We start from the raw sequence: 12,946 nt of genomic DNA, 5'->3' as shown, positions 1-12,946 counted from the left end.
CCCCCTTCAGGGCGCTGGGCTCTGCGGGGCAGACGCCATGGTCTCGGCCACGGCCTGGCGCATGCAGGCGGTCATGGCGCTGGCCAGCAGCGAGGCCGGGCGGTTGACGGTGCGCAGCGACTGGATGGGCACAGGGATGTGCGGCGCCAGCGCCAGCACGTCCACCTGGCTGCGGTCGGCCGAGGCGGCCGTGCAGGCATCCACCAGCGCTACCGCATGGCCATGGCGCGCCAGGGCCAGCGCGGCATGGTAGGTCTGCACCGTGATGGCCGTGCGCAGCCCTACGCCCGCTTCACGGCAAGCATGGCTGACCACGGTGCCGATGGGGTCGCGCACGTCCAGGCGCACCACCGGCGTGTCCGCCAGGTCGGTGAGGTGCACGGTGCCCGAGTGCACCAGCGCGGGGGCCAGCATGCCCTTGGGCGCCACGCAGACCATGTAGCCGTCAGCAATGTGCTCCTGGCTCAGCGAGGGGTGGGCGATGGAGCTGAAGACGAAGCCCACGTCGGCCTCCTGCAGCACCAGGGCCGAGACGATCTGCGGCGAGTGCAGCGCCTCGATGGTGATGCCCACATCCGGGTGCAGCGCACGAAAGCTGCGCAGCGCGCGTGGCAGCACCTCGTAGCTCAGTGCCAGCACGCTCAGGATGTGCAGCTCGCCCTCGCGCCCGTCACCCTTGAGGCTGGCGGCCAGGCGCTGCACGTCGTCAAGCTGGGTGAACAGGCGCTCGATGTGCGGGTACAGGGTCTGCGCCTCGGTGGTGGGCACCAGCCGCCCCTTGAGGCGGTGGAACAGCGCGAACCCGAGCTGCAGCTCTGCATGCGCGAGGATGCGGCTCACCGCCGGCTGGGTGACGTTGATGAGCCGTGCGGCAGCGCTCACGCTGCCGGTGAGCATCACGGCGTTGAAGACTTCAATGTGGCGAAGGCGCATGCCTTTTTACCTTGCAATGAACGCGCCAGCGCCGCGGCTTTTCAATGCGCCTTGTCCCAGTTCGGGCCGACACCCACTTCGGCCAGCAGCGGCACCTTGAGCGCCGCCACCTCGGCCATCAGGCGCGGAATGTGCCTGCGCACCCAGTCCACCTCGCCCTCGGGCAGCTCGAACACCAGTTCATCGTGCACCTGCATGATCATCTTGATGCCGGGTTTGTGCGCGTCGAGTTCCTTCTGCACGGCCACCATGGCCAGCTTGATCAGGTCGGCCGCCGTGCCCTGCATGGGGGCGTTGATGGCGGCGCGCTCGGCACCGCTGCGGCGCGGGCCGTTGGGGGAATTGATCTCGGGCAGGTACAGGCGCCGGCCGAACACCGTCTCCACATAGCCCATGGACTTGGCAGCAGCCTTGGTTTCGTCCATGTACTGCTTGACGCCAGGGTAGCGCTGGAAGTACTTATCGATGTAGGCCGCTGCGGCCTTGGTCTCGATACCCAGGTTCTTGGCCAGGCCGAAGCTGCTCATGCCGTAGATGAGCCCGAAGTTGATGACCTTGGCGTAGCGGCGCTGCTCGCTGGTGACCTGGTCCACCTCCACGCCGAACACCTCGGCGGCGGTGGCGCGGTGCACGTCCAGCCCGGCATGGAAGGCATGCAGCAGCGAGTGGTCGCCGCTGATGTGGGCCATGATGCGCAGCTCGATCTGCGAGTAGTCGGCGCTGGCGATCACGCTGCCCGCAGGCGCCACGAAGGCCTCGCGCACACGCCGGCCTTCCGGCGTGCGGATGGGGATGTTCTGCAGATTCGGGTCGTTGCTCGAAAGCCGCCCGGTGACGGCCACGGCCTGCGCATAGTGCGTGTGCACCCGCCCGGTGCGCGGCAGCGCCAGCTGGGCCAGCTTGTCGGTGTAGGTGCCCTTGAGCTTGACCAGGCCCCGGTGCTCCAGCAGCTTGGCGGGCAGGGGGTAGTCCTCGGCCAGCTTTTCGAGCACCTCTTCGTCGGTGCTGCGCGCGCCGGTGGCGGTCTTCTTGACCACGGGCATGCCGAGCTTGTCGAAGAAGATCTCGCCGAGTTGCTTGGGGCTGCTCAGGTTGAAGGGCTGGCCCGCGATCTCGTAGGCCTCGGTTTCGAGCTGCACGATGCGCTGGCCCAGCTCATGGCTCTGGTTGGCCAGCGTGGGCGCGTCGATCAGCACGCCGTTGCGCTCGATGCGGTACAGGGCCTCGCTGCTGGCCATCTCCAGTTCGTAGATGAAGCGCAGCTTGTCATTGGCTTCGAGCAGCGGCCACAGGGCCTTGTGCACGTCCAGGGTCTGGTCGGAGTCCTCGCACGAGTATTCGGCGGCCTTGGCCACATCGACCTGCGCGAAGGGGATCTGGTGCGCGCCCTTGCCGCACAGGTCTTCGTAGCTGATGCCGCTGCGCCCCAGGTGCCGGTCGGCCAGGCTGGCCAGGCCATGGGGCTTGTGCACTTCGAGCACGTAGCTTTGCAGCATGGTGTCGTGCGCGTAGCCCTGCACCTCGATGCCGTGGTTGGCAAACACATGGCGGTCGTACTTGATGTGCTGGCCCAGCTTCAGGTGGCGCGGGTCCTGCAGCCAGGGCTTGAGACGTGCCAGCACCTCGTCGAAGGGCAGTTGCACCGGCGCATCGGGGCCCTCGTGGCGCAGCGGAATGTAGGCCGCAGCCCCAGGCTCCACGCTGAAGCTGATGCCCACGATCTCGGCGCGCATCTCGTCGAGCGAGGTGGTTTCGGTGTCCAGCGCCGTCAGGGGTGCCACGTGCAGGGTGGCCAGCCAGCGGTCGAACTGGTCCCAGGTCAGAATGGTCTCGTAGCGCTCATTGCGGGGCGGCTTTTCGGCAGCGACCTGTGCACCATCTACCCCACCCTCTGCAGGCTCGGCGAACAGGTCGGCGGTGTCGGTATCGCCGGCCTTCTTGCGCGCGGCGGGAGCGGCTTGTGCAGCAGGCGGCTCGGCCGGTGAGCCCAGCGCGCGCGCCAGGCCCTTGAATCCGTACTTTTCATAGAAGTCGCGCAGCCCATCCACCTGCTGCTCGCCGATCACGATGGCGTCGAGCGCGGGCAGGCCCACGATGTGCTCGACCAGGTCGCAGTCGGTGCGGATGGTCACCAGCTTGCGGCCGGTGGGCAGCCAGTCGAGCGTGTTGCGCAGGTTCTCGCCGGCCACGCCCTTGATCTCGTGGGCACGGGCCACCAGTTCGGCCAGCGAACCGTATTCCATCAGCCACTTGGCGGCGGTCTTGGGGCCCACCTTGGGCACGCCGGGCACGTTGTCCACGGTATCGCCCACCAGGGTCTGGAAATCCACCATCAGGTGCGGGGGCACGCCGAACTCGGCGGTCACGCCGGCCACGTCGCGGCGCTTGCCGTTCATGGTGTCGATGATGGTGATGTGCTCGTCCACCAGTTGCGACAGGTCCTTGTCGCCGCTGGAGACCACCACGTCGATGCCCTGGCTGGCAGCGGTCACGGCCAGGGTGCCGATCACATCGTCGGCCTCCACGCCCGGAATGGCCAGCACCGTCCAGCCCAGCATGCGCACTACGTCGTGGATGGGATCGATCTGCGAGCGCAGGTCGTCGGGCATGGGCGCGCGCTGCGCCTTGTACTCGGGGTAGATCTCGTCGCGAAAGGTGGGGCCGCTGGCGTCGAAGATACAGGCGGCGTAGTCGGCATGCACCTCCTTGCGCAGGGCCTGCATCATGTTGATCATGCCGCGGATGGCGCCCGTGGCCGCGCTCGTGGAGTCGCCCGGTACGGCACGCAGGTCGGGCATGGCATGGTAGGCACGGTACAGGTAGCTGGAGCCGTCCACCAGCACCAGGGTCTTTTTATTGCTCATGGGGGCAATTGTGCACGGCCAAAGGCCGCGCACCACCGCCGCCCGGCGCGCTCTACAATGGATGCATGCGCGCTGTTCATCTCTCCCTGCTGCTGGCTCTGGCCTGCGGCCCCGTACTGGCCCAGACCGGCGGCCAGAATGCCCCTGCGGGCGCCCCCCGGCAAGGCGAGGCACTTACCACGCCCGAGTCCCTGTCAGGGCGCAACAACCAGCGCACCGAACGCATCCAGATCGAGGACGCGGGCAGCCGCGTCGACGAGGTGCGTGTGGGCGGCCAGACGCAGAGCATCAACGTGCAACCCAAGACCGGCAACATGCCCAGCTACGAAGTACAGTCCCCCGACGGCGCGCGCGGCCGCACCGGGGCCCTCAACGGCGCCGAGACCAACACCGGCCCCCGGGTCTGGAACGTCCTGAAGTTCTGATGCCTGGCCGGGGGTGCTGCGCCCCCTGCTCCCGCTTTTTCCTCCGGATTTTTTCCGCATTTCCCCTGCTGAGCGATGGCCGTTTTTACCGAAGTCTCCAATGATGAGGCGCGCGAGTTGCTGCGCCGTTTGCACCTGGGTGAGCTGGTCGCGCTGCGCGGCATCGAAGGCGGCATCGAGAACACCAACTACTTCCTCACCAGCGACCAGGGCGAGTTCGTACTGACGCTGTTCGAGCGCCTGACGGCCGAGCAGTTGCCGTTCTACCTGCACCTGATGAAGCACCTGGCACACGGCGGCGTGCCCGTGCCCGACCCGCGCGCTGACGCCAACGGCGACATCCTGCACAGCATGTGCGGCAAGCCGGCCGCCGTGGTCAGCAAGCTGCGCGGCAAGAGCCAGTTGGCCCCCGGCCCGGTGCACTGCGCCGCCGTGGGCACCATGCTGGCGCGCATGCACCTGGCGGGGCGCGGCTACGACCGCCACCAGCCCAACCTGCGCGGCCTGCCGTGGTGGAACGAGACCGTGCCCGTGGTGCTTCCGCACCTCGATGCCAGCCAGGCAGCCCTGCTGCGCTCGGAGCTTGCCTACCAGAACCATGTGGCGGCCTCTTCGGCCTACACGGCGCTGCCCACCGGGCCGGTGCATGCCGACCTGTTCCGCGACAACGTGATGTTCGACGGCGAGGAGCTCACGGGGTTTTTCGACTTCTACTTTGCCGGCGTCGATACCTGGCTGTTCGACCTGGCCGTGTGCCTGAACGACTGGTGCATCGACCTGCCCACCGGTACGCACGACGCCGAGCGCGCTCGGCGCATGCTGGACGCCTACCAGGCCGTGCGCCCCCTCACGGCTGCCGAGCGCGAACTGCTGCCGGCCCTGCTGCGTGCCGGCGCCTTGCGCTTCTGGATCTCGCGGCTGTGGGATTTTTACCTGCCGCGCGAGGCCTCCATGCTGACCCCGCACGACCCGACCCACTTCGAGCGCGTGCTGCGCGGGCGCATCGCGCTGCCGGTGCACGCGGACTGAACGGTTCTGCGCAGAAACAGGGCATCTGCACGCGCATTTCGCGAGGAATATCACGCCCCGGGGCCTTTCGCATGCCCCCACATGGCCCCCGCCATGGTCCGCTGGGGTAAATTAGGCGCCATCTCCCCCACCCAGAAGCCAGGCCCGATGGCGCGGGTCCCCTCCTGATCCGCCCCTGCATCCATGAAACTCCACATCGTTCCCGCCCGCACCGGCATCGCCTGGGTCAAGCTCGGCATCCGGTCGTTCTGGCGCCAACCCATGGCACTGGCGGCGTTGTTCTTCATGACCATGGCCGCCATGTCGCTGGCCAGCCTGGTCCCGCTGGTGGGCCCGGCGATTGCGCTGGCCCTGCTGCCCTCGGCTACGCTGGCCATGATGGTGGCAGCGGCCGAAACCACCATGGGGCGCTTTCCGACGCCCGCCGTGCTGCTGGTGGCCTTTCGCACCGGCCAGCAGCGCCTGCGCGACATGCTGGTGCTGGGCGCGCTGTATGCCGTGGGCTTCCTGTCCATCATGGGGTTGTCGGCACTGATCGACGGCGGCCAGTTCGCCAGCGTCTACCTGGGGGGCGCGCCACTCACGCGCGAGGTGGCCGAAAGCGCATCGTTCCAGGGCGCCATGTGGCTGTCGATGCTGCTGTACCTGCCTTTGTCGCTGACCTTCTGGCATGCACCCGGGCTGGTGCATTGGCATGGGGTGCCGCCCGTGAAGGCCCTGTTCTTCAGCCTGGTGGCCTGTGTGCGCAACTTCGGCGCCTTCTTCGTGTTCGGTCTGGGCTGGATGGGCATCTTCCTCGTGGCTGGCGTGGTAGTGGCCCTTGCGTCGGGCCTCATTGCCCTGGCCGGGCTGGGCACAGCCGCCAGTGGCATCATGGTCGGCACGGCCATGATGCTGGCGGCGATGTTCTTCACCTCCATCGTGTTCACGTTCCGCGACTGCTTCGAACCGCCCGCCAAACCCTCGCCGGAGGAATCCCATGACGAACAGCCAGCACCCACACCAACTCCAGGGCCGCACTGAGGACGAAGTCGTCTGGTACCAGAGGCGCAGCCTGCTGCAGGCGGCTGCCGCCTGGACGGCGGCTGGAGGGTTCACTGCGGCGCATGCGCAGCAAGGCCGCAACGTGGTGGAGATGCGCGGCGATGTGCGCCGCAACGGCCAGGCCCTGGCGGCGGGCGAAGCCATCGCTCCTGGTGACCGGATCGAGACGGGGCCGGGCTCCACCGTGGTCTTCACCGTCGGCAAGGACGCCTTCATGGTGCGCCAGAACACCCGCATCTCGCTGGAAGGCGACACCCCCATGGCCGTGAAAGTGCTGCGCCTGCTGACCGGTGCGGTGGCCAGCGTGTGGGGCCGGGGCAGCGAGCGCCAGGTGGTCATGCCCACGGCCACGGCGGGCATCCGCGGCACGGGGGTGTATGCCGAGGTGTTCCCTGAACAGGACTTTCGCAGCTATTTCTGCAACTGCTACGGTACGGTGGACATTGCGGCCGGGGGCGAATCCGTCGTCAGCCAGGCCTCCTACCACCAAGCCTTCTGGGCCGAGGTCGCGCCGCGCAACGGCCGCATGCTGACGCCGGCCGGCGCCATCAACCACACGGACGAGGAACTGGAGTTCCTGGCCCGCCTGGTGGACCAGCGCACTGCTTGGCAGATCGCCGGGCGCAAGGGCAGCAAGGATGGCAGCGGGCAGATCACCTACCCTGCAGCACCTGGCGGCAGCGGCGGCACCACGCCACCAGCACCGGCCCCCGGACCCTCTTCGCGCGCACGGCCGCCGTCGCCGTATGGCTCCGACTACTGAAGCACCCCCGACCCATTGGCAAGCCTGCCGCCAGGCAGGCGCGCATGAAAAAAGGCTGCCACGCCTGCGCGTGACAGCCTGCAAAGGCTTGCTGCGAAAAAGCGCCTAAAACGCCCTGTCAGACGCCGATGGGCCCGCCGTCTGCTTTCTGTATGACCACGGTGGAAGAGCGAGGACGCACGGTGCCCGAGGCGGCCACCGTGGCGTCGCTCGTGCCGTAGGCCGGCCAGTTCACCGGGTGCTGGATGTTCAGGAAGATGGTCTTGTAGTCCGGCGTGAACGCGAAGCCGGTGATCTCGGCTTCGTTCGGGCCCACAAAGAAGCGGCGCAGGTCGCCCTGGTTCTGGGCATTGATGACCGGGCCCGTGCCCTTGCTGTCGGTGGTCATGGCGCCGGGGATCACGGCCAGCATCTGGTCGTTGGTGGAGCGCGCCACGGCATTGTTGCGGCCGCCGTCGATGCCGTTGTCGGTCTGGATCCACAGGATGCCGCGGTCGTCGAAGGCCAGGCCGTCCGGGCTGGCCAGCTGGTTCAGCGCCGTGAGGCCCGAGCGGTTGGTGTCGGCGGCAGCGCCGGCCTCGGAGCCGAACACGAAGATCTCCCACTTGAAGGTATTCGCACCCGGGGTGTCGTGCCAGCGCACGATGTGGCCGTTGGCATTGTTCAGGCGTGGATTGGGCGCATTCGTGCCCGTGGTGGCGTTGCGGCTGGTGTTATTGGTCAGCGTCACGTACACATCGCCGTTGGAGGGGTGCACGGCCGTCCACTCGGGGCGGTCCATGGGCGTGGCGCCCACGAAGTCGGCTGCGGCGCGGGTGTTGATCAGGATCTCGTCGATCGTCTTGTACTTGTCGCCCAGGCGGGTGCCGTCCTTGCCCACGCTGGCCAGCGTCAGCGGCAGCCAGGTGCCGCTGCCGTCGTCGCCAAAGCGCGCGACGTAGAGCGTGCCCTTGTCCAGGTACTTGGCACCCACGGCCAGGCGGTCGCTGCGGCGGGCATCGGCCGCATCCCAATTGGCGTCCGACACGAAGCGGTAGATGTACTCGAAGCGCGAGTCGTCACCGCTGTAGAAGGCCAGCGGCTTGCCCGCTTCGGGCTTGCCGTAGGCTGCGCCTTCATGGGCGAAGCGGCCCATGGCCGTGCGCTTGGTGGCCACGCTGGCGGGGTCGTAGGGGTCGATCTCGACCAGGTAGCCAAAGCCGTTGACCTCGTTGCGCCAGTCGTTCAGGGCACTGGTACCGCTGGGCGTGACGTTGAAGCGGGCAAATTCACCTTGCACTTCGGTGGCGTCGCCGGCGGCGGTTTCCCACTTGTAGCGGCCGGCGGCCGTGGGCACGCCCACGCGCACCTGGTGCGCAGGCTGGTTCGATGCATTGGTGTTGACGAAGCAGGCCGCCCAGTTTTCCTCGGCGGTGATGTAGGTGCCCCAGGGGGTCGTGCCGTTGCCGCAGTTGTTGTTGGTGCCGCGCACCGTGGTGCCCGTGGGCGAATACGGCGTCTTGACCCAGTCGGTGCCGCCGACCGGCCCGTTGATGGCCATCGGCGTGGCCGAGGTGAAGCGGCGGTTGTAGCGCGAGTTCTTGACGATGGCCCAGGCGCTGCCGGTCTTGCGGATGTGCATCACGGCCACGCCATGGGCGTTGACTTCCTTGCGCACTTCTTCGGCGGGGCGCTTGCTGTTCACCGTGGTGGGGCCTGCGGGGTGCAGCGCCTTCTCGTCGATGTACTCATGGTTGACCACCAGCAGGCCTTCGCTGGAGCTGCCGTCCAGCGGGAAGTAATGCATGCCGTCATGGTGCATGCCGGTGGAGTTGAGCAGGTCCTTGGAGCTGTTCTTGCCGTCCTTGTCCCACTCGGCGGCGCTGTCGTTGAGCGGCGTGCCCCAGGCACCCAGCACCTGGGCCACATAGCCCGCAGGCACCACGCAGGCGTCGGTCATGGAATTGGCCAGCGAGCTGAAGCCCAGCTTCAGCGGCTCGTCGTCGCTGCCGCCGCAGGCGGACAGGCTGGTGCCGGTCAGCAGGGCCAGCGCTGCGCTCAGACCACCGCGCGTGACCGTGCGGCGCGACAGGTGGACGTCCAGGATGGCACTGAAAGGGGTGTTGCCAGCGTCGTTGCGAACGACCTTGTCAGAAATAGTCTTGCTCATGAAAACCGCACTCCTCTAGGTATTGATAAGTCATGGGAGTCGGCAGTCTAGAAATCGCATATGACCGATCCGTGACGCAAGAGCACTCGGCGCGCAGGGCGATTCGAGGGTGTGGCCGGCAGCCCGCCACGGCACCGTCAAATGCCTGTCACACAGTGTTCTTAGCATCCAGCACCAAGAGAGCGGCCCGTTGCCCTGCCATGCCTGCATGGCGAGCAGCGGCCTCTCTTCATAAAACCCATATAACAAACCACGGAAGCTGCAATCCAATGACCTCTGCGTCCACCCCTTCGCGCCGCCAGGCCCTCCAATTCCTGGCCGGCATCCCCCTGCTTCCGCTGGGCACAGGCGGCATCGCTGCCTCGCTGCTGACCGCCTGCGGCGGTGGCGATGACGGCGCGTCCTATGTGTCCACCGCGTTCACCTCGATGGCCGCGCCCACGCTGGCCAACCCGGCGGCCATGGCCACGAACACCGTGGGCTCGACCATGCAGGTCACGCTGAGCGACGGCTCGGTGCAGAGCTACGCGCTGGCCTACCAGCCCTTCTTCATCACCGGCGACTCGGTGCCCAACGTCAAGGGCGGCCAGATCCTGGCGGGCAGCTACTTCGACATCAACAACCAGCCCATCATCGACACCACGGTGGCCGGCAAGGACCGCCAGTTCTTCTCCGATGCCCCGGACGGCACCTCGCTGCTGACCGTGCCCAACGCCAAGGTCGACGGCGTCAAGGGCAACCACGTGTTCGCCGTGGTGCAGTTCGAATACACCACCTGGGCCCAGGACGGCAAGACCGACATGTACGGCAAGCTGCCCTCGCCCATCGCCGTGCTCACGCTGGACCAGGATCCCAACACCGGCAAATTGAGCCTGGTGAAGTACCACAACGTCGACACCTCCAAGGTGCACGGCCTGTGGATCACCTGCGGCGCCAGCCTGTCGCCCTGGGGCACCCACCTGTCGAGCGAAGAGTACGAACCCGATGCGTTCACCGTCGCCAGCAACACCCAGTTCCAGGCCTACGCCAAGAACCTGTACGGCGACGCGAGCCGCGCCAACCCCTACCACTACGGCCACATGCCCGAAGTGACGGTCAACCCCGACGGCACCGCCAGCATCAAGAAGCATTTCTGCATGGGCCGCATCTCGCACGAGCTGGTGCAGGTCATGCCCGACCAGCGCACCGCGCTGATGGGTGACGACGCTACCAACAGCGCCTACTTCGTGTTCGTGGCCGACAAGGAAAAGGACCTGTCCTCGGGTACGCTGTATGCCGCCAAGGTCGGCGCCGGCTTCACCGTCGATGCCAAGGCCACTGCCGGCGCACCGCTGACCTGGATCAAGCTCGGCTCGGCCAACAGCGCCGAGATCGAAGCCTTGGCGAACACGCTCAAGCCCACCGACATCATGACCGTGGCCACCGCCAACCCGAGCGATGCCAGCTACACCCGCATCGTGTCCAACGGCAAGGAAGAGTGGATCAAGCTCAAGCCCGGCATGGAAAAGGCCGCCGCCTTCCTGGAAACCCACCGCTACGCCGCCTTCGTGGGCGCCAGCATGGGCTTTACCAAGATGGAAGGCACCACGGTCAACGCCAAGGACAAGATCGCCTACTCGGCCCTGCAGAACGTGCAGACCTCGATGGTGGCCGGCAATGCCCTGAACGTGGCGGGCAACGGCGTGTCCGTGCCCAAGGCCATCAACGCCGGTGCCGTGATGGCCCTGAACCTGCGCGGCGGCCAGAAGGACACTGCGGGCGCCAACATCAACAGCGAGTGGATGCCTGTGGACACCAAGGCGCTGCTGGTTGGCGAAGACATCGCCTCCGACGCCCTGGGCAACACCGCCAACCCGAACACCATCGGCAACCCCGACAACCTCAAGTTCTCGGAAAAGATGCGCACCCTGTTCATCGGCGAAGACAGCAGCCAGCACGTGAACAACTTCCTGTGGGCCTACAACATCGACACCAAGCAGCTGTCGCGCCTGATGTCCATTCCCGCCGGCGGCGAATCCACCGGCCTGCATGCCGTGGACGAAATCAACGGCTGGACCTACATCATGAGCAACTTCCAGCACGCCGGTGACTGGGGCGCCATCCACAGCGTGGTCAAGCCCACGCTGGACCCGCTGATCATCGCCAACTACAAGAACAAGGCCGGCGCCGCCGTGGGTTACCTCACGGCAACGCCCAAGCAGCCACGCCTGGGCTGATCTTCCGGTTCTGCAACGGCTGCGCCGGGCGCAGCCACCAAGGGGGTCCCGCAGCCATGCGGGACCCCGTTTTTCGTGGACGGCACCCCCACAGGGGAGCCGCATGGCACACGCAGGCCCAATGCCCTTTTGCACCAATGCAAATACATCCCATTCTTATAATCACTGCGATCCAGGGGTGCGGCACCGCGATGCATCCTTGAACTTCGGGCCTTTTCGCCCCATCACGCCCACCGGATTCCCGGCCTGGCCCCGGCCAGCCCGGGCGGCTCCAGGCAGGTCTGCCTTGTCACCCGTCTTCGTTCTTGAGGAGAAACGCATGAAAACCACGCTACTGCACACCACCACCCTGGCTGCGGCCCTGATCGCCGCCAGCCCCCTGGGCTTCCTGGGTGTGGCGCAGGCACAGGGCACGTCCGCTCAGGCACAACAGGCGGTGACGGCCGCCGCAGTGGCGGCGCAGTACGCCACGCTGGTGCATGCCAACTACGAAGACACCCTGACCAGCGCCAAAGCCATGCAGGCGGCGATCAAGGCCTTCACCGCCCAGCCGTCGGCCGAAACCCTGGCCGAGGCCCGCAAGACCTGGCTGGCCGCACGCGAGTTCTACGGCCAGACGGAGGCCTTTCGCTTCTACGGCGGCCCCATCGACGACGACAAGGGCCCCGAAGGCCAGATGAACGCCTGGCCCATGGACGAATCGTATGTGGACAGCGTCGAAGGCAAGCCCAAGGCCGGCCTGATCAACAACCGCAAGATCGCCATCACCAAGAAGGCGCTGGCGGCGCAGAACGAGCGCGGCGGAGAGGAGAACATCGCCACCGGCTGGCACGCCATCGAGTTCCTGCTGTGGGGCCAGGACTTGTCCGAAACCGGCCCGGGCAACCGCAATTTCGAGGACTTCGTGGACGGCAAGAAGCCCAATGCCGACCGCCGCCGCCAGTACCTCACGGTGGTGACCGAACTGCTGGTCGATGACCTGGGCTTCCTCGTGAAGTCGTGGGCACCTGATGCCAAGGCCAACTACCGCGCAAAGTTCGCCAAGGGCAACATGGAGTCGGTGCGCAAGATGCTGGTGGGCCTGGGCTCGCTCTCGCGCGGCGAACTCGCGGGCGAGCGCCTGGAAGTGGCGCTTAACAGCCAGGACCAGGAAGACGAGCACTCGTGCTTCTCGGACAACACGCACCGCGACGCCGTGACCAATGCCAAGGGCATCCAGAACGTGTGGCTGGGCGAATACCAGCGCGCCGACGGAAGCAAGGTCAAGGGCGCATCGCTGCGCGACCTGGTCGCCGCCAAGAACCCGGCCCTGGCCGACAAGACCACCCAGCAGATCGCCACCTCGGTGGCGGCGGCCGAGGCCATCCAGGCACCATTCGACCGTGAGATCATCGGCGGCAAGGATGCACCGGGCCGCCAGCGCATCCAGAAGACCATCGACAGCCTGACCCAGCAAAGCAAGGATCTTGTGGAAGCCGCCAACGCCATCGGCATCACCAAGCTCACGCTGGTCCAACCCTGAG

The 12,946-nt window shown here is 66.8% G+C and carries 9 protein-coding genes; 6 read left to right on the top strand and 3 right to left on the bottom strand.

Features of this window, described 5'->3' with window-relative positions:
- Positions 1 to 6: 6 nt before the first annotated feature.
- Both ACSQ9E_RS03285 and polA read right to left on the bottom strand, forming a co-directional pair.
- Complete coding sequence (locus ACSQ9E_RS03285) at positions 7 to 933, bottom strand: LysR substrate-binding domain-containing protein (RefSeq protein WP_179681659.1); 927 nt, start codon at positions 931 to 933, stop codon at positions 7 to 9.
- A gap of 41 nt (positions 934 to 974) precedes the next feature.
- Entirely contained in the window at positions 975 to 3,797 is a 2,823-nt protein-coding gene (polA, locus tag ACSQ9E_RS03280; protein WP_436216912.1) for a DNA polymerase I, read from the bottom strand.
- Between the two features lie 65 nt (positions 3,798 to 3,862).
- Here polA and ACSQ9E_RS03275 point away from each other — a divergent pair, with 65 nt between their 5' ends.
- The 4 genes from ACSQ9E_RS03275 (at position 3,863) to ACSQ9E_RS03260 (ending at position 7,058) form a co-directional block, all read left to right on the top strand.
- Entirely contained in the window at positions 3,863 to 4,222 is a 360-nt protein-coding gene (locus ACSQ9E_RS03275) for a hypothetical protein (RefSeq protein ID WP_057202039.1), read from the top strand.
- Between the two features lie 75 nt (positions 4,223 to 4,297).
- On the top strand, positions 4,298 to 5,251 hold the full coding sequence (locus tag ACSQ9E_RS03270; RefSeq protein WP_436216911.1) for a homoserine kinase: 954 nt from the start codon (positions 4,298 to 4,300) through the stop codon (positions 5,249 to 5,251).
- 183 nt (positions 5,252 to 5,434) lie between these two features.
- On the top strand, positions 5,435 to 6,274 hold the full coding sequence (locus tag ACSQ9E_RS03265) for a BPSS1780 family membrane protein (protein ID WP_057202037.1): 840 nt from the start codon (positions 5,435 to 5,437) through the stop codon (positions 6,272 to 6,274).
- Positions 6,231 to 7,058 carry an iron dicitrate transport regulator FecR gene (locus tag ACSQ9E_RS03260; protein ID WP_436216910.1) on the top strand — a complete coding sequence of 276 codons (828 nt, stop codon included), beginning with the start codon at positions 6,231 to 6,233 and terminating at the stop codon, positions 7,056 to 7,058. The genes ACSQ9E_RS03265 and ACSQ9E_RS03260 overlap by 44 nt, the downstream gene beginning before the upstream one ends.
- Positions 7,059 to 7,176: 118 nt before the next feature.
- On the opposite strand, the gene ACSQ9E_RS03255 is transcribed toward ACSQ9E_RS03260, so the two are convergent.
- Complete coding sequence (locus ACSQ9E_RS03255) at positions 7,177 to 9,207, bottom strand: PhoX family protein (protein WP_057202035.1); 2,031 nt, start codon at positions 9,205 to 9,207, stop codon at positions 7,177 to 7,179.
- Between the two features lie 269 nt (positions 9,208 to 9,476).
- Here ACSQ9E_RS03255 and ACSQ9E_RS03250 point away from each other — a divergent pair, with 269 nt between their 5' ends.
- Together ACSQ9E_RS03250 and ACSQ9E_RS03245 are read left to right on the top strand one after the other, a co-directional pair.
- A complete protein-coding gene (locus ACSQ9E_RS03250; protein ID WP_057202034.1) occupies positions 9,477 to 11,423 on the top strand; it encodes a PhoX family protein in 1,947 nt (648 codons plus the stop codon).
- Between the two features lie 319 nt (positions 11,424 to 11,742).
- Positions 11,743 to 12,945, top strand: coding sequence for an imelysin family protein (locus ACSQ9E_RS03245; RefSeq protein ID WP_057202033.1), 1,203 nt, complete (start codon positions 11,743 to 11,745; stop codon positions 12,943 to 12,945).
- Position 12,946: the final 1 nt, after the last annotated feature.

Origin of the sequence: Acidovorax sp. LjRoot118, assembly GCF_964253575.1 — a bacterium.
GTDB lineage: Bacteria > Pseudomonadota > Gammaproteobacteria > Burkholderiales > Burkholderiaceae_C > Acidovorax.
The sequence above is the reverse complement of the archived record's forward strand: the minus strand, read 5'-3'. Positions and strand labels throughout refer to the sequence as shown.